Below are 24,524 nucleotides of genomic sequence, written 5' to 3'. Positions count from 1 at the left end.
ATATGATAGAAATATAAAGGCGCGGCATAGCTGACATGCGGGTTTCGTTTGGAACGTGGAATATCAGCTATGCCACTTTTTCTATTGAGTTTCAAATAATGGGTTGACATATTATCAAAATGATAATAACATATAAACAACTTGGAGATATTATCAAAATAATAATAACTGGAGGCGCGTGTGGATTTCTTTATGAAAGAAGGAGGAGAAGAATTATGGGTAATAACACGAAAAAGACACTTATAGTAGTTGACATGCAGAATGATTTCATCGATGGGGCACTCGGCACAAAGGAGGCTGCAGCCATCGTGGAGAATGTGAAAGCAAAGATCAGAGAGTATGCAGACCGCGGGGATGAGATCATCTTCACGAGGGATACGCATTATGAGGATTACATGGAGACGAACGAGGGAAAGCATCTCCCGGTTCCACACTGTATAGAGGAGACTGAGGGCTGGGAGATCGCAGCAGGTCTTGAAGTCCCGGGCGCTATATACATCAACAAGACCAGCTTTGGATATACAGGATGGGGAGACTTCGATCTTCAGGATGTTGAGATGGTAGGTCTTTGTACGGATATATGTGTCGTGTCGAATGCTTTGATCATCAAGGCTCTGTACCCGGAGATAAATGTCAAGGTGGATGCGAAGTGCTGTGCCGGAGTGTCTCCGGAGAGCCATGAGGCTGCGCTGACGACCATGGCGATGTGTCAGGTGGACATAATCAGATAACGGCGGAAATATAAAGGAGGATGAAGCATACGTATGAAGACATATGAGATGAGTGACGAAGAGAAGGAATTCCTTGCCGGATATGACCTGACAAAATATGACAGGCCATCTGTTGCCGCGGATGTGGTTGTATTTTCAGTTATGAAGGATGACGAGTGTGAGGATGTAAGAAGACTTCAGGAGAAGAAGCTCAAGATACTACTGATAAGAAGAGGTGGATTCCCATATAAAGGAAGCTGGGCTATGCCCGGTGGGTTCTGCAGAAAAGGTGAGGATGTCATAGATTCGGCCAGAAGAGAGCTTTGCGAAGAGACCGGTATAGGAGATGCATATGTAAAGCTTGTCGGAGTGTATGGCGAGCCGGGCAGAGACCCGAGAGGCTGGGTCATATCATCAACTTATATGGCACTTATGAACGCCGGAGCCTGTAGCCTTAAGGCAGGAGATGATGCACAGGATGCAAGATGGTTTACGGTTGAACTGACAGAGGTGTCAGGCACAGGCGAAGAAATTGCGAAAAATGAAGTTGAAGCTTCATATAAAGTCCAAAACGGGAAAAGATACAGGCTGGTTCTCAAGAATGCAGACTCTGGTATAAAACTTACGGCAGTGCTGCGAAAAACAGATATGAGCTCATGCGGACGAAGCTCGGACAGCTACGACATAGAGGAATGTGAAGGACTGGCATTTGACCATGCGAGGATCATAACTGAGGCGGTGCTAGGACTGCGGGAGGATGTCAGGAGAGATATGAAGCTGGCATTTGACCTGCTGCCGGATAGATTTACACTCACTGAGCTTCAGAATGTATATGAACAGATATGGGACATGGAACTTACCACACCTAACTTCAGAAGAAAGATTGTGGAATATGTTGAGGAGACTGATGCATATCAGTCCGGTGAGAGATACAGACCTGCCAAACTGTTCACACGAAGGAATGATGCAAGGAAGTAGAGACTATAGTGTAGTGGATTGATGTTTAAAAGGGAGGAATGAATAGATGACAATTAAGAAATTTATAAAAAATGAGATAGAGGGCTGGAAGAAGCTGGAGGTCACTTGGCTGTTTATCGCATGTGCAGTCATCGTGGGGCTGTCCATATATTGGGATGATACGGTTATGGGGATCATATCGTCCACCACAGGCGTGGTCTGTGTAGTGTGCACGGGAAAAGGAAAGTTGTCAGCGTACATATTCGGTCTTGTGAATACTGTGCTTTACGCGGTTATATCGTATAAGGCTGCACTGTACGGAGAGACGATGCTCAATGCGCTATATTATGTGCCTATGCAGTTTGTTGGATTCTATGTGTGGTCAAGGCATATGAATGATGAGACGCATGAGGTCAGAAAGAAACACATGAAGGCGGTGGGAAGGATATTCATGGTGCTGGCGGTGGCACTTGGCACATTTCTGTATGGGCTGCTGTTAAAGAGACTCGGGGATGCCATGCCATTTGTGGATGCGTTTACAACGGTTTCATCGGTTGTGGCGATGGTTGTATCTGTAAGAATGTTCGCGGAGCAGTGGTGGATATGGATTGCGGTAGATGTGTTTACAATATATATGTGGGCACAAAACTTTGTGAGTGGCAATGACAACATAGCAACGCTGCTCATGTGGATAGTGTACCTTGGAAATGCCGTTATTATGTGTGTCAGATGGGAACGTGAGGTCAGAAGAAATCGCCTGGACGAAGTACACGTTTTCGAAGACGGCACGGCAACAGAGTAAGGGAGGCTGACAAGTTATGTATAGATATAAGGTAGGAATGTATGGGGGTTCGTTTGATCCGCTTCACATAGGACACATCCACGACATCATACGTGCTGCGGCGATGTGTGAGGAACTGTATGTGATGATAAGCTGGTGTGAGGGCAGAGAGTCTGCCTCAAAGGAACTGAGATATCGCTGGATACTTAACAGTACAAGACATCTGCCAAATGTGAAGATAATCATGATAGAGGATAAGGCGGTCTCAAAAGAAGAATATAATACGGATTATTATTGGGAAAAGGGAGCACAGGATATCAAGGACACGATAGGAAAGCCTATAGATGCAGTGTTCTGTGGTTCGGATTATCTTGGAACCGGCAGGTTTGAGAGCCTGTACTGTCCGGAGAGTGAGGTCGTGTACTTTGACAGGGCGGAGGTTCCGGTATCCTCGACAGAGATCCGTGAGTGGGCGACGGCGCATTGGGAGTATATTCCAGAGGTGTGCAGGGATCACTACGTCAGAAAGATTCTGGTTGTCGGCGGTGAATCCACAGGAAAATCCACACTGGTTGAGAATCTTGCGCTGGCATATAACACGAATTTTGTACGGGAGATAGGACGTGACACCTGTGAGTACGCGGGTGGCGAGAATTTCATGGTTGAAGATGATCTGGTGGAGAACTTCATCAGACAGAAGGACGAGGTACGCAGGGCAGCCAGGCATAGCAACAGACTGTTGTTTGTGGATACCGATGCACTGACTACGGGATTTTATTGTGATCTGCTCATGGATGATGATGAACAAAAACGCAGGCTTACAGATATGGCGGGCGCGATAAATGCAACAAATAAGTGGGATCTTGTGTTGTTCCTTGATCCTGATGGAACGGATTTTGTCCAGGATGGGACCCGGAATGAGAAAATAATGCGGGAGAGAAGGCATTACAGCGATTTGCTCAAGGCGTGGTTTGACAAGTATGGGGCACACTGTGAGACGATATCGGGAGATTATCTTGACCGATTCAACACTGCGAAAAAACTGATTGAGGAACGACTTGCGATAACCACTGTATTTTAAATGACAATTGATCGTATATATTAACATCCACGACATGGTTTTTAAAACAACGTGTTGTGGATGTTTTTGTCTGTTTTTTATCGTATTTATGACTATGAATAAAAAGCCAATGATGATACAATAGTAGATAATATAACAATTATATAGTAGGAAAAGGCTGAAAAAGTAAATGAAATGCAAAATTAAAACGTACAGGTGAAGACAGAACCGTACAAATATATTGGAGAGGTGGACAAACATGGCAAAGTATATCTTGAGCTGCTGCTCAACAGCAGATCTTTCAAAGGAGCATTTTGACAAAATAGACGTAAAATATATATGCTTTCACTACGAGCTTGATGGTGTGGAGCATCCTGATGACCTGGGACAGACCATGCCATTTGAGGAATTTTACAGAAAGATGACAGAGGGTGCGGCTACGAAGACCTCGCAGGTGAATTCAGATGAATATTATGATTTCTGGAAACCTTATCTTGAACAGGGGTATGACATACTTCACCTGACATTGTCATCGGGAATAAGCGGGTCTATAAACTCTGCAAATATTGCCAGGGAGGATCTGGAGGAAGAATTCCCTGACAGGAAACTCTATGTGGTTGATTCCCTGGGGGCGTCCTCGGGCTATGGGCTGATCATGGACACGCTGGCAGGAATGAGAGATGAAGGCAAGTCCATAGACGAGCTGCATGACTGGATAGAACAGCATAAGCTGGACCTGAACCACTGGTTCTTCTCAACAGATCTCACGTTTTATATCAGAGGCGGAAGAATATCCAAGACTGCTGGAACGGTTGGCACAATACTTGGAATATGTCCACTTCTCAACATGGATGACGAGGGCAGGCTGATACCGAGATCAAAGATAAGAGGTAAAAAGAAGGTTATTCAGGAGATAGTAAAGCGCATGGAGGAGAATGCACAGGATGGGCTTGATTATTCCGGTAAGTGCTATATATCGCAGTCTGCATGTATGGATGATGCCGAGGCTGTGGCAAGGCTTGTTGAGGAGAGATTTCCAAAACTTGACGGCAAGGTGGAGATCAATTATATAGGAACTACCATAGGAAGTCATACAGGACCTGGCACAGTTGCCTTGTTTTTCTGGGGCAAAAGACGTCAGGGGTAGGATAATACATTGTGCATTCATTTTTCCACTGCTATAATATAGGAAGAGTTTATATTTATTAATTTTTGATGCGCTTGGGCCGATTTTGATATTTAAGACCGGACGATACGGGCTATGTGGCGAAGGCTGGAGGAGAGAGAATGGATAATACAATTGATAAAAGCATACAAATGGACAGTCAGATGAAAGAATTCTTCGAGTGCATAAGCGGGGACGCGGATACACAGCAACAGAGAATCCAGTGTATAAGGAATGGTCTTGCTGCTATTGCTGACAGGCTCAGGCTGGGAAAGGCGGAGATTACTGTTGATATTCCGAAAAACAGGTTTATGCCGCTTGGAGAAAGAAGCAGCGCGGTATTATACGAGAGAGAAGTGACTGAATTGGGTACCCCCGTTGATATAGAGATGAAGATCAGAACCGGTGGTACTGTGTTTATCAAGGATTATCCATATGGTCCGGGTTATTCAGAAGAGGAGATACAGACACACAGGTTTATATTTAGGGAGATATTTATTCAGTACAACCGGACATTGGCTCAGTGCATGCTTGAAAAGATCATGAATACAGATATAAACACGGGTGTTGCCAATCAGAATTCCCTGATGTATTATGCGGTGAATCTGATAAAAAACGGACGGATTGGTGATTATACAGGCATATTTTTTAATATCCACAATTTCAAGTATGTGAATAAGGTTTTTGATTATTCACAGGGAGATGTGATACTTAGAAATTATGCGCATATGGTGAAGTCATATCTTGACAGCGATGAGGAGATAGCAAGGCTTGGAGGAGATAATTTTGTTGTAATCTGTCGTAATGAGAATGCGTCTGATTTTATAAGCAAGATTAAAGATGTTCATATGAGTCATGAGTTCAGATCTGTCAAAAGAGAATTACAGCTGGGAGTTACAGCGGGTATAGCCTGCCTGGAAGGCGTTGATAAGCCGAGGGAAGTTATGGCCAGAACCAGCATTGCGTATCAGGCAGCAAGAAAAACCGGAGCGGGCTCTATAGTGGTATATACAAAAGAGATTCAGAAGCAACTTATGGATGATCAGGAGATTCTGGCTGCTTTTCCCCAGGCACTTGCTGCGGGCGAATTTGTAGTATATTATCAGCCAAAGGTGAGGATTGCGGACAAAAGTATATATGGTGCGGAGGCACTTGTCCGCTGGGTGAGAGATGGACAGGTGGTTACACCTGCGAGATTTATACCGCAGTTTGAGAGAGAGGGCAGTGTGTGCAGGCTTGACTACTATATGCTTGAGCAGGTATGCGGTTTTTTGAAAAGCAGACTGGATAAAGGTCTGAAGATTGTGCCTGTATCAGTCAATTTTTCCAGAAGACATCTGGAAGAAGGCGATCTGGTGGAACGAATAACCGGTACCATAGACAGATTTGGGATAGACAGAAGCTATATTGAGATAGAGCTCACAGAAAGTGAGGATTATCAGAATTATGAGATCATGTCCAGCGTGATAGGAAGACTCAAGGAACGAGGCATAAGTACATCCATAGATGATTTTGGTACAGGATTTTCTTCGCTCAACATGATCAAAAAGGTTGACCTTGATACCATCAAGATAGACAAATCGCTGATACCTTTTGACGATGTAAACAATAATAAGCATCAGGATATAGTAATGTTTTCAAGCATAATAGACCTCATAGGCCGGCTCGGGAAAAAGTCAGTTGCGGAGGGTGTTGAGACAACTCAGCAGCTTGACTATCTGGAAAAGCTTGGCTGTGATATAGTACAGGGATATGTGTTTGACAAGCCCCTGCCAAAGGATGAATTTGAGCAAAGGCTGGAATCGGGATATTAAAAAGCGGCAATGGAGCCATGTGAACTCCATTGCCGTTTTTTGTGTATGTAGTAAAACGGTAAAATATATATACATGGGGACTTGTTTCTTCACCGGGAAAATGATAAAACTGTTGAGAGGATTGATAAAGAAACACAGAAAAAACTGCTGCTTGAGATGGGGTTTGCCAGGGAAGTGGCTGACCGTGTTATATTTATGGCTAACGGGATCATAGTCGAGGATGGAACTCCGAAGCAGCTGTTCGGAAACCCGCAGAATGACAGGACAAAGGCGTTTCTCAGTTCAATTCTCAACACATAATAGAGTGCCTGTGTGTTGTATGCTGTGGCACGGACTAAAAAGAACGAGAGGTTTCACAGATGAAGAGTAGACAGGTAAGGAATTCACTGCTGCTAGTTTTGACAGCTTTTATATGGGGCGTAGCCTTTGTTGCGCAGAGACAGGGAGGAGATGCGGTTGGACCGTTCTCTTTCAACGGAATAAGGTCACTGATTGGCGGTGCTGTTCTTATACCGGTCATATTTATAATTGACAGGATAAAACCATCTGATAGGAAACCGAGTAATAGATCAGATAGAAAGAGACTTGTGATTGGCGGTATATGCTGTGGAACTGTTCTGTTCCTGGCAAGCTCTGCACAGCAGCTTGGACTTTATATGGGAACACCGGCGGGAAAAGCGGGATTCCTCACAGCGTGTTACATATTGCTGGTTCCAATTCTGAGTCTGTTTTTGAAGAAGAAATGTGGCTGGAATATATGGCTTGGAATAGTTATAGCTGTGGTGGGGCTTTATCTGCTTTGTATGAGCAGCTCACTGTCATTTCAGAGCAGTGATCTTATGGTGCTTGTATGTGCATTGCTTTTTGCAGTACATATACTTGTGATAGACCATTTCTCACCGCTTGTGGATGGAGTCAGAATGTCATGTATACAGTTTTGGGTATGCGGGATTCTCAGCATATTCCCGGCGTTTTTTTCGGAGATGCATCACAGTGTGGCTGGAATTGCGGCATGGGTGCAGCCTCTCGGTACATTGAGTGCGTGGATTCCGATACTTTATGCAGGAGTGTTGTCGTGTGGCGTGGCATATACACTTCAGATAGTTGGACAGAACGGACTAAATCCCACTGTCGCTTCAATGATCATGAGCCTTGAGTCGGTATTCTCTGTCATTGCCGGTTGGATCATCCTTGGAGAACGTATGGGGGTAAGACAGCTTGCAGGATGCGGGCTGATATTTGCCGCAATACTTCTGGCACAGATCCCGGTCGGACGAGGAAAGAAAGAGATGGCATGAACGTCTTGAGAGCCGATGATAAAAATACTTTGTTTTCACAAGAAAAAATATGCCGCAGGCGTACATATATCGTTGAAACACTTGAAAAAAATGCGAGTTTTTATTTACTTGCAAAAATGGGTTGACATTAAAATACTTCAGTGCTAGTTTAGGTACCGAACAAAGAGCAAATGCAAAGAACAGAATACGGTCGTCAAAGATCGCATACTTCAGAGAGCCGCCGGTTGGTGTGAGACGGTGTATGTCCTTGATGATTATCCTCTGCGAGCAGTGCACTGAATTCCCTGGTCATGAGATGCCAGAGACATTAGGTGTCACCGGTTTTCTACCGTTACATAGAAGCTTATTTCAATAGACAGTGAGTAGTGGTCAGGCGAGATAAGGTCAGAGAGGTCATCCTTTTATGATGGCAAATAAAGTGGTAACGCGGAAGTATACAGGCTTTCGTCTTTATGAGATTGCATAAAGACGAAAGCCTTTTTTAATTTACTCTTTGCAAAAATGAGATATCGCCATAAGGCGTGAGAAAGGAGAAAGATATGAATAGTTTGGTAATTGTTCTTATCGCAGTAGTAGTTTTAGGTGCTGGCTATCTGGGCTATGGAAGATGGCTTGCAAAGAAATGGGGTGTAGATCCAAATGCAAAGACACCAGCAGTTGCAAATGAGGATGGCAAGGATTATGTACCATCATCAAAGCTTACAGTATTTGCACATCAGTTTTCATCGATAGCAGGTGCCGGCCCTGTCCAGGGACCTATCATCGCAGCCATGTTCGGATGGGTACCAGTTTTACTCTGGCTGCTTGTCGGAGGCGTATTCTTTGGTGCAGTTCAGGATTTTGGTTCACTTTACGCATCAGTTAAAAATGGTGGTAAGTCAATAGGACTTGTCATCGAAAAGTACATAGGCAAGGCAGGAAGAAGATTCTTCTCACTGTTCTGCTGGCTCTTTACACTTCTTGTTATAGCAGCATTTACATCGATGGTTTCATCGACATTTAACGGTTTCACAGCAGGCGCTGACGGAGCTGTGACAAAGAACTTCAATGGTGCTGCAGCTGCTACAGTTTCAATGCTGTTCATAGTAGTAGCCATGGTATTCGGTGTGGTTATGAAGACATGCAAGAATATGAAGGAGTGGCTCAAAGCTATAGTAGCTATCGTCCTCATCGTTGCAATGTTTGCAGTAGGTATGAAATGTCCTTGGTACTTAAATGGTGACCAGTGGAATTACGTAATCATGGCTTACCTCTTCCTCGCATCAGTTCTTCCAATGTGGTTACTCATGCAGCCAAGAGATTACATGACAACATTCATGCTCATCGGTATGTTAGTTGGTGCATTTGTCGGAGTTCTGGTAGGACATCCTGATATGAACCTGAATGCATTCAATGGTTTCACAGTTGTATCATCAACAGGTGTTAAGAGTTATCTGTTTCCAACATTGTTTGTAACGATCGCCTGTGGTGCGGTTTCCGGTTTCCACAGCCTTGTTTCATCAGGAACATCATCTAAGACAGTAAAAAATGAAAAAGATATGCTTTTCGTAGGTTACGGCGCAATGATCCTTGAGACGCTCCTCGGAGTTATCTCACTTATAGTAGTTGGTGCTGTCGCAGTTGGCGGCAAGGCTCCAGAGGGTCTTACACCTTTCCAGATCTTCTCACAGGGTATCGCAGGATTCCTCGAGAAGTTCGGACTTCCAAACTCAGTTGCAAATGTATTCATGACAATGTGTGTATCAGCACTTGCTCTTACATCACTTGACTCAGTTGCACGTATCGGACGTATGTCATTCCAGGAGCTCTTCATGGGAGACACAACAGATACATCCAAGATGCCTGTATGGCAGAAGATACTTACAAACAAGTATTTTGCAACAGTTATAACACTGTTCTTTGGTTATCTTCTCTGCAAGGGTGGATATTCAAATGTATGGCCACTCTTCGGATCAGCAAACCAGATGCTTGCAGCCCTTGTACTTATAGGCGTAGCAGTATTCCTCAAGGCAACAAACAGAAAGCACGCAATGCTCTACCCACCTATGCTGATAATGCTTGCTGTTACATTTACAGCTATCGTGCTCAATGTAATAGGCAATGTACAGAAGTTCCAGGCTGGAACAGCAACATTCCTTGTAGAGGGACTTCAGCTTATAGTAGCAGTATTCCTTATCGTGCTTGGTATCATCGTGGCCATCACATGTATCAAGAAGCTCGTTCTTATGAAGAAGGAGAATGCTGAGAAGGCAGAGGCTTAATAGATGAGTGGGGGGAATCCCCGATAAAGATTTTAAATATAATACCTACCAAAAAATCAGGCAATTGGTGAAATACCGATTGTCTGATTTTTTATGTTTACATGGCATGGCTGTAACCAACATTAAGGATTGACAGGCTGAAGTCTTTGAAGGAAAATAATAGGGGAAATGAGGGATGTCATTCTCTTTGAGATCTTTGGACATCTGGAATAGTGGAGGAAATATAGGTATGATACAGGATATAGAACCACAGAGGTTTAATAATCAATATAGTAACAGGAGAGAACCAGAGGATCACGATATGGTTCTCTCTTTTTCTGAGAAAATGATATTTGCGAAAGTTATGGATGATGAGAACCTGCTTGGGTTTATGACGTATGGAGAACTGCAGAAAATAACCGGATGCGATAGGAAAATAGGGGATCTGGTTTATCTCTTTTCAATAGATGATACCGCATATTTTATGTGGAATGGAGATAACAGACTTGCTGCCCCGGGCTATGAATACCGAAGCATGTATAAGACAAGGGCTTGCTATCCGAAGACTGCGGTTCTTGCGGCGGCGACAGGCTGGCATCTGTCGCTTTGGTACAGGACCAACAGGTTCTGTGGTGCCTGTGGAGAGAGAACTGTTCATGATGAGAAAGAGAGGATGCTCAGATGTCCGTCATGCGGCAGGCTGATATTTCCAGTCATAGCTCCTGCTGTCATAGTGGGCGTGATCGACGGCGACAGGATCATACTTACCACATATGCGGGCAGGGAGTACAAGAGATATGCCCTGATAGCGGGATTTACCGAGATAGGGGAGAGCGCTGAGCAGACCGTCAGACGGGAGGTCATGGAGGAGGTCGGCATCAGCGTTAAGAATATCACTTATTACAAGTCACAGCCATGGGGCTATGACAGCAATCTTCTCATGGGTTATTTCTGTCAGGCAGACATACCGGAGGGCGGTGACGGACATCTGACCATAGACAGACAAGAGCTTGCAACCGGAGAGTGGGTGAACCGTGATGATATTCCAGACTATCCGGAGCACCTGAGTCTCACACATGAGATGATGGTATACTTTAAAGAGCACGGACAGGAAGTGTTTAAGTGACAAATAGAGCTAAGATGTAATATCCATTGAATATCCGGACGGGTGGTCATTGTCGTTTTCAAGTCACACACGGAGTTAAGATCGCTGTTTATTGCAGGACTCACTACAAATACCCTACGGGCAGAAAAAAGATTATTTAAGTTTTAAACGGTTGTGTAAATGTATGGAGTTATTGTATTATAGACAAATCAAGGATATGGATACTTGAGAAAAATATGGGAGAATGTTTCTTTATATAATAAGACATTAAAAATGGGCTTATATCGAGAAAAAAGGGGTAAATGGAATATGAAAAAGACAGGAATTGTGATATGTGTGCTTGCGGCACTGGTGGGACTTGCGGGATGTTCATCAGTGGTAAGCAGTGATAAAACAGATAGAACCAAATCGGGTATAGAGAGTCAAGGAAAGTTCAAGGTCAATACGCCGGATGAGGAGTGGTTCAAGGAGACTGCCCTAGATGTGGCGGCTTCGGTGAACGAACTTGCAAATGATGAAGCTTATATAAAGATAATGGGCGGAAGTGACGAGGTTGCTGAAGTCGCAAGTGACTGGGGGGATAATATAGCCGACACAAGTGGCAAGATTGCAGTTGTGATAATCTCGGATAAAGCAGCAAAATTCATTATGGGGCAGACTGATGGTGAAACGTCCCTGTCCGATACGGCCAGAGACCGTGTTGAAAAAAATGCATGCTTGGCATTTGGAAATTATGTGACCGCCAGCGCTGGGGGAGCGAGTGCATTGGCGGCCTCATCAATACTTAGGTATGATCAGGCGTATGTAGTAAGTGAACCGGTGCTGGATCAGGTGTGGGTGATCCCAGCTGGGGAGGAATGTGCACTGTGGATAGCCTATAGTAACTGTGGTGACGGAATAGTGAGCGTGAGTGGAAGTTACATGGCACTTCCTGATGGTCAGACTGTGGAGGAGGCTGCGGATTCACTGTTCAGCACGTGGGGGTTAGAAGTAGAGGTGCACGAGTGGTAAAGTCACTTTGATATATGTGTTTTAAATAAACGGCGGAGACAATGACTCCGCCGTTTATTTTGTTTATATTCCGGAGTGCTCCGGCATTTGCAAGAAAATAAAATATGATAAAAATAATAAGCAGCAATACGGAGTTGACTTTTAAGTTTACTTATATACAATAGAAATGCAGGTTATATGTGAAGTATTATTTTGACACCAACAGCGATGGCTATTTATCAAAGAAAGAGCGGAATAATGCAACATTAATAAGTGCGAAATATTGGAAGATCAGCAGTTTTAAGGGAATTAAGTATTTCCCGAATCTTAAGTATCTTGATTGTGGACACAATAATCTCACATCACTAGATCTTTCGGGAAACAAGAAACTGGAAAAGCTCAACTGTGATTATAATAAGCTTACAGCTCTGTCGACCGGAAACACACCGAAACTCAGAACATTGTATTGTGGTAATAATAGCTTAAAGACCTTGAATGTAAGCAAGAGCAGAAGTCTTCAAAAACTGTTCTGCAAGCCTAACAAACTGACTAAGCTGGATGTCAGAAAGAATAAAAAGCTTACAGCGAAGGGCGGCATTATTGATGCAGATAAGGGCGTAAAAATTATAAAAAAGTAAATAATATAGCTCTCATAGACGGATTCAGGATGATTTTATAGATATAAAATACAATTATCCATATCATTTTGTTAAATATAGTTGTAAAATAACAATAATGATGTACATGGTATATGGACGGCGATAATAAAGGGCGATAAGCCCTTTATTTCGTGTTATACGGGCTTGTTGTATGGTGGTGGTAATAGCGAAAAGAAAGATCTTTCGCCAAGTCACGTAAGGAGGAAAATGAAATGAAACTGAAAAAGATAAAGAGGATGGTTGTAGCGGGAACAGCCATTCTGATGACACTTTCCCTTGCCGGGTGTGGCATCGGCAGTGATTCCGTGAAGCTGGGAGCCGCGGGAGTTGGCGGCGGATACTATGCGTTCTCCAACGCATTTGCGCAGATAGCATCCTCGGAGGATGAGGATCTTGATTTTGAGGTAAAGGCTACTGCAGGCTCCACGGCGAATATCAGGCTTCTGTCCGACGGATATGTGGACATGGCGATAGCCCAGGCGGATCTGGTGGATGCGGCCTACAACGGAACAGGCGCCACGGACAAGAAGAGGTACAGAGGGTACTCGGCAGTTGCCAGCCTGTACACTGAGGCGTGTCAGATCGTGGTGAGATCTGACTCGGGAATAGACAGCTTGGATGATCTTCAGGGCAAGAAGATTTCTGTGGGTGAGGAGGAGTCCGGTACCCAGAGAAATGCAGAGCAGATACTTAAGATGACCGGCCTTGTGGAATCCCTTGTGGACACGGTTAATCTCGATTATGTGGATGCGGCAAATGAACTCAAATCAGGACAGATAGATGCATTCTTTTGTACAGCAGGTATACAGACCTCGGTGATCGAGGAGCTGTCTAAGGAATGTGACGTAAAGCTCATCGGAATAGATGACAAATGCAGGGACAGACTAAAATCCGTGTACGGCTTCTATACGGATTACACCATACCAGCGGGAACCTACGAGGGACAGACTCAGGATGTTGTGACACTCGGTGTCAGAGCAGTGCTCCTCGCCAGGGATGATATGGATGAGAAGATAGTGGAGGAGCTCACAGGACTTCTCTTTGAACATGCGCAGGATATCCAGTATTCAATAGCACTCACCTTCCAGATAGATGAGAGTGAGGCTGTGAAGAACGTGACCATTCCATTTCATGATGGTGCGAAAGCTTATTATCAGAAAAAAGGAATAGAGATCCCGGCTGAACAGTAGTTGTCAGCTGCTGATAATAAATATACTGAATGCGGAAAAGAATATATGCAGATGATATTGGATTAAGAAGGTATCTGATCACGGATGTCTGCATGTGTATATAATATAGATAAGAGAGGTCTTACATGGAGATACAGATAGATATGTATCAGACACTGGCGGTGTCAGTTCTGGTACTTATATTGGGACAGTTTTTGAAGAAAAGAATTAATTTCCTGGAGAAATTCTGCATACCGGCGCCGGTCATAGGAGGTCTGCTTTTCGCAGTCCTGACCTGTGTGTGTTACAGTCTTGGCATAGCAGAATTTACATTTGACGATACGCTGAGAGAGGTGTGCATGGTATTCTTCTTCACATCCGTTGGATTCCAGGCGAATCTCAAGGTTTTAAAGAGCGGAGGAAAGTCGTTGTTCATATTCCTTGGACTGGTTGTAGTGCTTATAGTGTCCCAGAATTTTCTGGCGCTCGGGGTGAGTAAGCTGCTGCATCTTGATCCGCTTGTTGGACTCTGCACGGGATCTATACCTATGGTAGGTGGTCATGGAACTGCAGGAGCGTTTGGCCCGGTGCTGGAGGATTTTGATGTCAAGGGGGCAACAACTATATGCACGGCTGCGGCAACATTTGGACTTATCGCAGGAAGTCTTATAGGTGGCCCTATTGGCAAGAGACTCATAGACAGGAAGAAGCTTCTGGACACTGCAGTTGCCGAGGACGACAGTATACTGGTTGAGGATGAGAAGAAACATGAGCGCCATACCAATATGTATGCGGCAGCTGTGTTCCAGCTCATCATAGCCGTAGGAATAGGAACCATCATATCGGAACTTCTCACAAAGACAGGACTTACATTTCCTATATATATAGGTGCGATGATCGCGGCTGCGGTCATCAGAAATATCGGAGAGTATTCCGGTAAGTTTGATATATACATGGGTGAGATCAACAACCTTGGTGGTATCTGCCTGTCACTGTTCCTTGGAATGGCGATGATCACACTGAAGCTGTGGCAGCTTGCAGAACTTGCACTTCCGCTGATCATACTGCTCTCGGCGCAGCTCATACTCATGATGCTATTCACATATTTTGTTGTGTTCAACGTGATGGGCAGGGATTACGATGCGGCGGTTCTGTCGGCGGGTACCTGTGGTTTCGGTATGGGAGCAACGCCAAATGCCATGGCGAACATGCAGGCTATATGCGACCGCTATGTTCCTTCGGTCAAGGCATATCTGATAATACCGCTTATAGGAAGTTTATTTGCTGACTTCCTGAACAGCCTGGTAATTACATTTTTCATAAACATACTTTAGGGGGTATAACCAACTATGAGAGAAAAAAATAAAGAACAGCATAAAAAGCATCACAGATTCAACATGTCATTTGACAATCTGGCTATTCCTGAGGTGAACACAAAGAGCCATGATGACAATGAGGATAATGTGGGTGAGGATGACTCGTCTGTGACATATGACACGGTGGCAATCCCGGAGATCCACATAAGGAAAAAGAAAGACAAATAGTGATTAAAATCGTCCGGTTGTGTTAGAATACAGTCGGGCGATTTTGTATTAAGATTATTTTATTACTGACAGGTTAATCGATATTGCTGCGAAATTGACTTGTTATTGGATATATGGGGGTTGTATATGGGTGACAGCAAGGTGAAAAATGAGAATATGATTTTGGATTTTACTCACGTATATCGTGATGAGGATATAAAGGATATAGATAGATTCAGATACATAGATTGCTCTGATATACAAGAGACAGATATGTATTGTTCAAAAAATGCGTATGAAAAAATATGGGGCAGGATAGAGCCGTACGGAATCCAGGGTATACATTATATAGATTCGGGAAATTATCATTATATAACGAAGATTATAACAGATCATATAACCGAACCGTTTGGGCTGGTTATGTATGATCATCATACAGACATGCAGATACCTATGGTTCCAGAAATGATGAGCTGCGGAGACTGGGCGGGACAGACTCTTATACAGAATGAAAATCTAAGACAGCTGGTGGTTGTAGGTCCGCCGGAGTCAGATATAGAGCAGACTTTGGAAAGTTATAAAGGTTCCAAGGGGAGACAAGAAAATGTGGAAAGCTATAAATGTGGGTATAATGTACAAGAAGCTGAGTACGATGATTCGTATGATATTTCCCGGGATATCTCAAGCGAAAGACTGTTGATATTTTCTGCCAAAGACCTGCATGGTGGACTGCCTGAGGATAAGCTGAAACATATCAGAACAGATCTGCCTTTGTACATATCTATAGACAAAGACGTCCTCGGAACAGAATACACGGAGACGAACTGGAGTCAGGGGGATATGTCAATCGATGGACTTGAACGTCTGCTCAGTGTCTTTCTTGGCGGTCAGGGTGAAGAAAAAAATACAGACGCTTGTCGTAATGATGAAAGATATGACGGTGGTATAAGACATTCAAGAATATTGGGCGTTGATGTATGCGGAGAGGTTCAGACAGATATTTCAGTGCCTGAATATCTTGTGGCGGAGGAGAAGAATGAGAAGGTCAATATCGAACTGTTTCGGTTTATATCGGAGCATGTGAAGAAATTCAGATAGTATTAGATATAATAGTTGTATACAATTATGAGTTAGAATAGAAAAATGTAGAAAATGGAAAACTAACAACGAGAAAATTAGAAAGCGTAAGGTGAAAATATGGAGGAGATTCAAAAGCATCTGTTTGAACTTCAGGATATAAAGTACAGAGATTTTCACAGCAGGCTTATGCCTGACACCGACAAGGAGACTGTCATAGGCATAAGAGTTCCCGTGCTCAGAAAATATGCGAAGAGTATAGCTGGAACAGAGCTGGAGGACAGATTTATTGATGAGCTCCCACACCAGTATTACGAGGAAAACAATCTTCACATGATGCTCGTAACCTGGATAAAGGACTATGATAAATGTCTATCAGAGGTAGAGAGATTTCTTCCGTATATAGACAACTGGGCAACCTGTGATTTCCCGGCACCGAAGTGTTTTGAAAAGCACAAGGAAGAACTGCTACCGGTCATCAAGTGCTGGATTGCCTCAAGCGAGACCTATACTATAAGGTACGGAATAGGAATGCTCATGAGACTTTATCTTGACGAGGATTTTGAGCCTGAGTATGTGAAGCTTGTGGCGGGAGTTGAGTCTGATGAGTATTATGTCAACATGATGATAGCGTGGTACATGGCTACAGCTCTGGCAAAGCAGTGGGATGCGGTAATTCCGTACATAGAAGAACACCGCATGTCCGACTGGGTTCACAGAAAGACAATACAGAAGGCTGTGGAGAGTTACCGCATAACTGATGAGCAGAAGAAATACCTCAAGGGATACAGGTAGTTTATCGCTTTTTAGCTGAAAAATGAAAAAAGATAAAAACGGTGCGTTATATAGCTGAGAGGCAAACTGTCAGCTATGACATAATCGCAACACAGGAAAGGAAAAATACAAATGACAACAAGAGAGGAAGCTTTGGCATACGGTCTGTCGTTTCCTGACACGTATCAGGAGGCGCCATTTCACGACCAGAATTGGCAGCTTGTGAGAGTCAAGGGAAGCAAGAAGGCATTCCTTTGGACTTATGAGAGGAATGGATATATCAATCTGAATGTGAAGGCTGATCCGGAAAGCCGGGATTTCTGGAGGCAGGCATTTGAGTCTGTCATACCGGGTTGGCATCAGAACAAAGAACACTGGAACACTATCATACTGGATGGAAGTGTGCCAGAGGATGCTGTGAAGCAGATGATAGCGGATAGCTATGACATAGTAACCTACAGTCCGACAAAGAGGATCTACGATGCGGTGAAGAAGATTCCGAAGGGATGTGTTGCAACATACGGCCAGGTTGCGAAGATGGCAGGTGACAGGAAGATGGCGAGAGCCGTGGGCAATGCACTTCATAAGAATCCTGATCCTGAGAATATACCGTGTTACCGAGTGGTGAATTCCAAGGGTGAGCTTGCGGGAGCATTTGCGTTCGGTGGAGCAAATGTCCAGGCGGACCGCCTGAGGGCAGACGGCATAGAGGTTGAAAATGACCGGGTAGACCTGAAGAAATATGGAATGAAAAACTGAGTCGCAATACAGACAGAAAGGCAATACAGAATCATGACATCTGATAACACAAAGACAAATGAAAATCAGAACAATCCCCTTGGATATGAGAATGAGGCACATCTGCTCACAACCTTTGCCATACCGTGTATCATATCCATGCTGGTGACAGCACTTTATAATATAGTTGACCAGATATTTATAGGACACGGAGTGGGAATGCTTGGAAATGCTGCGACAAATATAGCATTTCCTCTTTCAACGGCATGTACCGCGATATCGCTTCTTCTTGGCATAGGAAGTGCGACCAGCTTTTCATTGAAGCTTGGTGCCGGAGATGAGAAGAAGTCGGCTGAGGCAGCAGGAAATGGAATCTGTCTCATGGCGATATTTGGCGTGGCACTTTTCCTTGTGACGACAATATTCCTGACACCTATGCTAAAGGCATTCGGCGCAACTGACAAGGTTCTGCCATTTGCACAGGAGTACACAAGGATAACAGCGATAGGTTTCCCATTCCTGATAGCGAATACCGGAATGAGCAAGCTGATCATGGCTGATGGAAGTCCGAGGTATTCAATGATATCCATGCTGACAGGTGCCATCATCAACACTATACTTGATCCGATACTTATATTCGGGCTCGATATGGGTATGCGCGGTGCGGCGCTGGCAACTATCACAGGACAGATCATATCATTTGCCATAAGCCTCAGATATATGTTCCATTTCAAGACAATACATCTTACCAGGGAAAGTTTTGTTATGCGAGGAGAGCCCTGCGGCAATATATTCAGATTCGGTGCGTCGGCGTGTTTCAATCAGATAGCCATGGCGATAGTCCAGGTTGTCATGAACAATACTTTGTCAAGATACGGAGCACAGTCGGTGTATGGAGGCGACATACCACTTGCGTGTTCAGGAATAATAAGCAAGGTAAACATGATATTCATGGCGATCGTTATAGGAATATCACAGGGAACCCAGCCGATCATAGGCTTCAACTATGGCGCAGGAAAGTACAGGAGGGTGAGAAAGACTTATCTTCTGGCGCTGGCAGCAGCATCAGCTCTGTCGGTGGTGGCATTTGCAGCATTCCAGATATTCCCTAGACAGATCATAAGCGCATTTGGAGAGGGAAGCGAGCTGTACTTCCAGTTTTCAGAGAGATACTTCAGGATATATATGTTTCTTACCATCGTAAATGGAATCCAGCCGGTGACATCAAACTTCTTCAACTCTATAGGAAAGGCGAGACTTGGTGTGTTCATGTCACTCACAAGACAGATACTATTTCTGCTTCCTCTCATCATCATATTCCCTATATTCATGGGGATCGATGGTGTCATGTATGCGGGACCGATAGCGGACGGAATAACTGCGATTGTCTGCGGTGTGTTTACGGTGAGGGAACTTAAGGAACTGACTTCTATAGACAGAGATGCACATGAAAAAGCCGTGAAAATATAGACGATAATCAGGATCTATATATTGCGCATACAACGCATCGTGCTATAATTGAGAAAAAAAATCAATAAACATAAATAGACGGCATTCGACAGACGATTTTGTGGTACTGAAAGACTGCGTGGATGAATCTGGATGAATGATGAAAGAAGGATAATCAATTATGACACTGAGAGATTTGAAGGTAGGACAGAGTGCCAGAATAAAGGCAGTTGGCGGTGAAGGAGAGCTAAGACAGCATTTCCTTGACATGGGTGTTATACCCGGTGCGGAGCTCACCCTTGTGAAGCTTGCTCCGATGGGCGATCCTATGGAGTTTCAGATCCATGGATATGAACTTACACTCAGACTGGCTGATGCAGAGCAGATAGATGCAGAGCAGATAGAGACAAGATCCAGAGCTCACACCAGAGTTGAGATCATAGAGGAGAAGGAACATCCAGGACTTGGCGAGGAAGGAAAATATCACGTCAAAGGGGATGGTGATCCGCTTCCAGAAGGAACAAGACTTACATTTGCCTTGGTTGGCAACCAGAACTGTGGAAAGACGACTCTGTTCAATCAGCTTACAGGATCAAATCAGCATATAGGCAATTTCCCTGGAGTAACTGTCGACAGAAAAGATGGTCCGATAAGGGGCAGGGAGAATACTTCCGTGACGGATCTGCCTGGAATATATTCGATGTCTCCTTATAGCAGCGAGGAGATCGTGTCCAGAAACTTTGTGCTTGATGATCACCCAAAGGCTATCATCAATATAGTAGACGCTACTAATATAGAGCGAAATATGTATCTCACAATGCAGCTTCTTGAGATGGAGATACCGGTTGTCGTCGCACTCAACATGATGGATGAGGTCACAGGCAATTCGGGCTCCATAGATGTAAATGGGATGGAGGCAATGCTTGGAACCCCGGTTGTGCCTATATCTGCGGCAAAAAACGAGGGTGTGGATGAGCTTGTAAGACACGCCATACATATAGCCAAGTATCAGGAAAAGCCTGGAAGACAGGACTTCTGTGATGAGAATGAGTTTGGCGGAGCTGTTCACAGATGTATACATGCGGTGGCGCATCTTATAGAGGATCATGTAAAGGCGGCAGATCTGCCGCTTAGATTCGCTGCTACCAAGATCATAGAGGGAGATCATCTCATACTTGACAGGCTTGGACTTGATGAGAACGAGAAAGAGACGATAGAACATCTGATAATCCAGATGGAAAAAGAGCGAGGACTTGACCGGAGTGCAGCCATAGCTGATATGAGGTTTAATTTCATAGAAAAGGTATGTGAAAACTGTGTAGTCAAGCCAAAGGAGAGCAAGGAGAGGATCAGAAGCGAAAAGATAGATCGCATTCTTACGGGTAAGTATACCGCAATCCCATGCTTTATAGGTATCATGCTGGCGGTGTTTTATCTGACATTTAACGTGATCGGAGCAGGTCTGCAGAAACTATTAGAGATGGGGATAGATGCGCTCACGGTTCAGGTGGGAAAGCTTCTCACCGCAGCAAATGTAAATGTGGTCGTCAAGAGCCTTGTTATGGATGGAATATTTGCGGGTGTCGGAAGTGTGCTCAGTTTTCTTCCGATCATAGTGACTCTGTTCTTTTTCCTGTCGCTCATGGAAGACAGCGGATATATCGCCAGAGTTGCATTTGTCATGGATAAGCTGCTAAGGAAGATCGGACTTTCCGGCAAGAGCATAGTTCCGATGCTGATAGGCTTTGGCTGTACGGTTCCGGCCGTCATGGCAACCAGGACACTCCCGAGTGAGAGAGACCGAAAGATGACTATTCTGCTCACTCCATACATGAGCTGTTCAGCTAAGCTTCCTATATATGCGTTCTTTGTAAGCGCATTCTTCCCTGGAAAGGGCGGCCTTATTATGGCAGGGCTTTATTTCCTTGGAATTGCGATAGGAATAATTGTGGCTATGGTTTATCGGAGCACATTGTTTAAGGGCAATGCGGTTCCTTTTGTCATGGAGCTTCCAAATTACAGACTTCCGGGTGCGAAGAACGTAGGCCAGCTCCTGTGGGAGAAGGCAAAGGACTTTCTTCAGAAGGCGTTCACAGTTATATTTCTTGCAACTATATGTATCTGGTTCCTTCAGAGCTTTGATATGCACCTCAATATGGTGAAAGACTCGCAGGACAGCATACTTGCTGCGATAGCCGGACTTTTGGTGCCGATATTTAAGCCGCTTGGACTTGGCGACTGGAGAATATGTACGTCGCTCATAAGTGGTATCATGGCGAAGGAGAGTGTGGTATCCACACTTGAGATATTGTTTAACGGATCAGTGACCGCAGCTATCACAACCAGGGCTGCAGCATCGCTGCTCGTATTCAGCCTGCTTTACTCGCCTTGTATAGCAGCCATCGCCTCCATCAAGAGAGAGATGGGACATCGCTGGGCTGTCATGGTAGTGATCTGGCAGTGCGTTGTGGCGTGGCTTGCGGCATTTGTGGTGTATATGATAGGGGGAATACTGTGATAAATGCCTGGCGTATGTCTGGTCTGATACATTCTGGAATATGTCTGGTACTAGGGTATTATCACACCAGTTTCTTCTCCGTCCACTTTCCGCTTCGCCAGCGCAGGACCATACCAACTGCGCGCACACATTCGTCACAGGTAAGGCCTATGTAGGCGCCGGTTGCAAGGAGCCCAAGGTGCAGGCCGAACATCCATGTACCGCCGACAGCACACACGTACATAAAGACAGCTGCTATGACGGCCGGGAATACCGCATCTCCGCTGGTCTTTAAGGCCTGGCCGTAGACAAGGTTTGTAACTCTGCCAACCTCGAGGATGATGTCAATAGCAAGGAGCCTTGTGACAATATGTACCATGTCCGGGTTGTCGGTGAACAGTTTCATGGCCCATGGGGCTGTGACTGCAAATAAAGTTTCAAGACAGGTCGCCACGATCACACCGATGATGGCGGCCTTTTTGGTATCTCTTTTACATGCATCTATATCGCCGGAACCGATATGCCATCCTGTCATGATGGCATTTGCCTGGGCGAGCGCTGAGCCGACGCAGTAGGAGAAGTTGCTTATCTGGGTTGCGTAGGATCGTGCCGTGACATTTATTCCGTCAGTATCCATCTGGTTCAGGAACTTGACCACCAGCATCATGGCGACATTGTACAGAACGGATTCGAATGCAGATGGCAGTCCGACTCTGATGATCTGTGAAAGGACAGTTCTGTTAGAAAGCCTTTCGGGATTTTTCCCTGCTTTTACAAGGGTGCAGGAGAAAAAGATAACAATTGCAAGGTTGATAACCTTGGATATGACTGTCGCTGTAGCGACACCCTGCACCCCTTTATGCAGCGCAAAGAGAAAAACTGCATTTAAGGCGAAGTTTACAAGGTTGCCGATTATGGTAGCGATGAGAGGCTGCTTTGTGTGTCCAAATGCCCTTAGGTAGCTTGCAAAGATTGGAATCAGAGCATTCAGAAAACAGCCGCCACCCACGATCTCAAGATAGCTCATGGCAGGTTCTCTGAGGTTTCCGGCTATTCCTATCAGATCAAGAATATTTCCGGAGAAAATGAACAGGAATATAGACATTCCCATACCTATGACTGAGTTGAATATAAGACCAAGCTGGCGTGCCTGATAAGCAATCCCAGGTCTGCCTGCGCCGATATTCTGAGTCATGACCGTCATCATGCCGGATGATATGATGGAGAACATGATGATGAACATTCCGATATAACTGTTGGCGGTTCCGACAGCACCCACGGCATAGTCCCCAACTGATGATAGCATGAGTGTGTCAACCATACCGGACAACATATAGAAAAGTGTTTCAAAACATATAGTTATAAAAAGTGCGGATAATTTCTTCATATAATCAGTACTCCTTTGGTGATGGGTATAAAATCATGAGTTATAACTAAATTGTATAATATCGCATTGATACCGCATGAATCTTGTACTATTTCAATTAAAAGTTGCACATATTCTACATATGAGTTAATATGACGAAGTTGCATGATATAAAAGGCAACGCAATATATAATAAATCAATATCAGGGGATAACAATGTACGCAGAATTAAAGGAAAATCATCCACACGGGACAAGAGAATATCCATTTTGTGAGTATCATATGAGATACTGGCCACATGCATTCCAGATCCCGGTTCATTGGCATGATGAGGTGGAGATAATATATGTAAGGAAAGGTCCACTTATGGTTGAGATTGATGGACAGAAATTTATAGGGGATGACGGAGCTGTATATATAGTAAGTCCGGGAGTGCTGCATATGATGGCCGCCCCGGAAACACCGGTGGATTATTTTACATTTCTGTTTCCGATGGAATTCATATCATTTCAGACCAAGGATGAATTGGAGGATGAGATATTTTTTCCTCTTAGGAATCACACACGGGAATTCAGACCTGAAGTGACGAATCGGAATCTGCTTGAAAAACTTATACCTATTCTTGATGAGTTGTCAGAGGAAAATGGGAAATTTGGAACACACAGACAGATACAGGTGAGAATCAGACTGTTGCAGGTTGTAGATCTTTTAGTGGAATACGATCAGCTTGAAGCGAAGACAGGGAGAGCGTCAGGTGGACTGGAAAAGGAGATACTTATATATATACAGGATAATTATCATGAGCACATAAGTCTTGCTGAGCTTTCTGAACATTTTCATCTGTCGGAAAAGTACATGTCAAGATTCTTCAGTGAGAGATTTCACATGACGCTCACACAGTATGTGAACTATGTTAGACTTAAGTATGCAAGGCATCTTCTCGAGTCCACAGATCTGTCGGTTACCGAGATTGCCATGAAATCAGGTTACCCAAATGTAAGTTATTTTATCAGGAAATTTTCTGCGGCGGTGGGAGAACCACCGTTAAGATATAGAAATGGTAAAGCTGTGAAAGATCAAAAAAACAGAATATAAAATTCGAAAAACTTGATGGCTGTTGACGGAAATTGGAGATAACAATATAATGGTAAT

Annotated in this window: 21 protein-coding genes, 1 pseudogene and 1 other annotated feature; of the genes and pseudogenes, 21 read left to right on the top strand and 1 reads right to left on the bottom strand. The window is 44.3% G+C overall.

The annotated features are described in order from the left end of the window. Window positions 1-215: 215 nt before the first annotated feature. The 20 genes and pseudogenes from DWW60_RS07560 (at window position 216) to feoB (ending at window position 22,027) form a co-directional block, all read left to right on the top strand. The gene (locus DWW60_RS07560; protein ID WP_117874866.1) at window positions 216-731 is read left to right on the top strand and encodes a cysteine hydrolase family protein; all 516 of its coding nucleotides are present in this window, start codon (window positions 216-218) and stop codon (window positions 729-731) included. A gap of 33 nt (window positions 732-764) precedes the next feature. Next, complete coding sequence (locus DWW60_RS07555; protein ID WP_117874864.1) at window positions 765-1,688, top strand: NUDIX hydrolase; 924 nt, start codon at window positions 765-767, stop codon at window positions 1,686-1,688. A gap of 46 nt (window positions 1,689-1,734) precedes the next feature. Further along, window positions 1,735-2,469: a nicotinamide riboside transporter PnuC gene (gene pnuC / locus DWW60_RS07550; protein WP_117874862.1), complete on the top strand. Its 735-nt coding sequence runs from the start codon at window positions 1,735-1,737 to the stop codon at window positions 2,467-2,469. A 16-nt stretch (window positions 2,470-2,485) separates the two neighbouring features. Further along, window positions 2,486-3,529 carry an AAA family ATPase gene (locus DWW60_RS07545; RefSeq protein ID WP_117874860.1) on the top strand — a complete coding sequence of 348 codons (1,044 nt, stop codon included), beginning with the start codon at window positions 2,486-2,488 and terminating at the stop codon, window positions 3,527-3,529. 238 nt (window positions 3,530-3,767) lie between these two features. Continuing rightward, complete coding sequence (locus tag DWW60_RS07540) at window positions 3,768-4,655, top strand: DegV family protein (RefSeq protein ID WP_055272493.1); 888 nt, start codon at window positions 3,768-3,770, stop codon at window positions 4,653-4,655. Between the two features lie 140 nt (window positions 4,656-4,795). Next, the gene (locus DWW60_RS07535) at window positions 4,796-6,487 is read left to right on the top strand and encodes a putative bifunctional diguanylate cyclase/phosphodiesterase (protein WP_117874858.1); all 1,692 of its coding nucleotides are present in this window, start codon (window positions 4,796-4,798) and stop codon (window positions 6,485-6,487) included. A gap of 153 nt (window positions 6,488-6,640) precedes the next feature. Next, window positions 6,641-6,787 (top strand): annotated as a pseudogene (locus DWW60_RS07530) (polar amino acid ABC transporter ATP-binding protein); the annotation flags it as partial. Window positions 6,788-6,846: 59 nt separating this feature from the next. After that, window positions 6,847-7,785 (top strand): DMT family transporter, encoded by a 939-nt coding sequence (locus DWW60_RS07525; RefSeq protein WP_055223640.1) that lies wholly within the window; start codon window positions 6,847-6,849, stop codon window positions 7,783-7,785. Between the two features lie 166 nt (window positions 7,786-7,951). After that, window positions 7,952-8,240: a binding site (T-box leader), on the top strand. Window positions 8,241-8,324: 84 nt separating this feature from the next. Further along, window positions 8,325-10,046: a carbon starvation CstA family protein gene (locus DWW60_RS07520; protein WP_117874856.1), complete on the top strand. Its 1,722-nt coding sequence runs from the start codon at window positions 8,325-8,327 to the stop codon at window positions 10,044-10,046. A gap of 229 nt (window positions 10,047-10,275) precedes the next feature. Beyond that, on the top strand, window positions 10,276-11,151 hold the full coding sequence (gene nudC, locus DWW60_RS07515) for an NAD(+) diphosphatase (RefSeq protein WP_055274084.1): 876 nt from the start codon (window positions 10,276-10,278) through the stop codon (window positions 11,149-11,151). A gap of 288 nt (window positions 11,152-11,439) precedes the next feature. Continuing rightward, the gene (locus DWW60_RS07510; RefSeq protein ID WP_015534046.1) at window positions 11,440-12,141 is read left to right on the top strand and encodes a hypothetical protein; all 702 of its coding nucleotides are present in this window, start codon (window positions 11,440-11,442) and stop codon (window positions 12,139-12,141) included. Between the two features lie 179 nt (window positions 12,142-12,320). Then, a complete protein-coding gene (locus DWW60_RS07505; protein ID WP_117874924.1) occupies window positions 12,321-12,758 on the top strand; it encodes a leucine-rich repeat domain-containing protein in 438 nt (145 codons plus the stop codon). A 233-nt stretch (window positions 12,759-12,991) separates the two neighbouring features. After that, window positions 12,992-13,969: a TAXI family TRAP transporter solute-binding subunit gene (locus DWW60_RS07500; RefSeq protein ID WP_117874853.1), complete on the top strand. Its 978-nt coding sequence runs from the start codon at window positions 12,992-12,994 to the stop codon at window positions 13,967-13,969. Between the two features lie 125 nt (window positions 13,970-14,094). Then, entirely contained in the window at window positions 14,095-15,282 is a 1,188-nt protein-coding gene (gene gltS, locus DWW60_RS07495) for a sodium/glutamate symporter (RefSeq protein WP_055273905.1), read from the top strand. A 15-nt stretch (window positions 15,283-15,297) separates the two neighbouring features. After that, entirely contained in the window at window positions 15,298-15,492 is a 195-nt protein-coding gene (locus tag DWW60_RS07490; protein WP_004851427.1) for a hypothetical protein, read from the top strand. A 126-nt stretch (window positions 15,493-15,618) separates the two neighbouring features. Further along, window positions 15,619-16,569, top strand: a complete 951-nt coding sequence (locus DWW60_RS07485; RefSeq protein WP_117874852.1) for an arginase — start codon at window positions 15,619-15,621, stop codon at window positions 16,567-16,569. A gap of 99 nt (window positions 16,570-16,668) precedes the next feature. Beyond that, window positions 16,669-17,343: a DNA alkylation repair protein gene (locus tag DWW60_RS07480; protein ID WP_117874850.1), complete on the top strand. Its 675-nt coding sequence runs from the start codon at window positions 16,669-16,671 to the stop codon at window positions 17,341-17,343. 111 nt (window positions 17,344-17,454) lie between these two features. After that, window positions 17,455-18,081, top strand: coding sequence for a methylated-DNA--[protein]-cysteine S-methyltransferase (locus DWW60_RS07475; RefSeq protein ID WP_117874848.1), 627 nt, complete (start codon window positions 17,455-17,457; stop codon window positions 18,079-18,081). A gap of 33 nt (window positions 18,082-18,114) precedes the next feature. Next, the gene (locus DWW60_RS07470; protein WP_015534042.1) at window positions 18,115-19,530 is read left to right on the top strand and encodes an MATE family efflux transporter; all 1,416 of its coding nucleotides are present in this window, start codon (window positions 18,115-18,117) and stop codon (window positions 19,528-19,530) included. A gap of 160 nt (window positions 19,531-19,690) precedes the next feature. Further along, window positions 19,691-22,027, top strand: a complete 2,337-nt coding sequence (gene feoB / locus DWW60_RS07465) for a ferrous iron transport protein B (RefSeq protein ID WP_117874846.1) — start codon at window positions 19,691-19,693, stop codon at window positions 22,025-22,027. Between the two features lie 61 nt (window positions 22,028-22,088). Here the strand turns inward: feoB and DWW60_RS07460 are convergent, their stop codons facing one another. Beyond that, entirely contained in the window at window positions 22,089-23,393 is a 1,305-nt protein-coding gene (locus DWW60_RS07460; RefSeq protein WP_117874844.1) for an MATE family efflux transporter, read from the bottom strand. A 195-nt stretch (window positions 23,394-23,588) separates the two neighbouring features. Between DWW60_RS07460 and DWW60_RS07455 the strand changes: the two genes are divergently transcribed. Further along, window positions 23,589-24,467 (top strand): AraC family transcriptional regulator, encoded by an 879-nt coding sequence (locus tag DWW60_RS07455; protein ID WP_015534040.1) that lies wholly within the window; start codon window positions 23,589-23,591, stop codon window positions 24,465-24,467. Window positions 24,468-24,524 lie beyond the last annotated feature (57 nt).

Origin of the sequence: Coprococcus sp. AF16-22, assembly GCF_003461545.1 — a bacterium.
GTDB classification, from domain to species: domain Bacteria; phylum Bacillota; class Clostridia; order Lachnospirales; family Lachnospiraceae; genus Coprococcus; species Coprococcus aceti.
The sequence above is the reverse complement of the archived record's forward strand: the minus strand, read 5'-3'. Positions and strand labels throughout refer to the sequence as shown.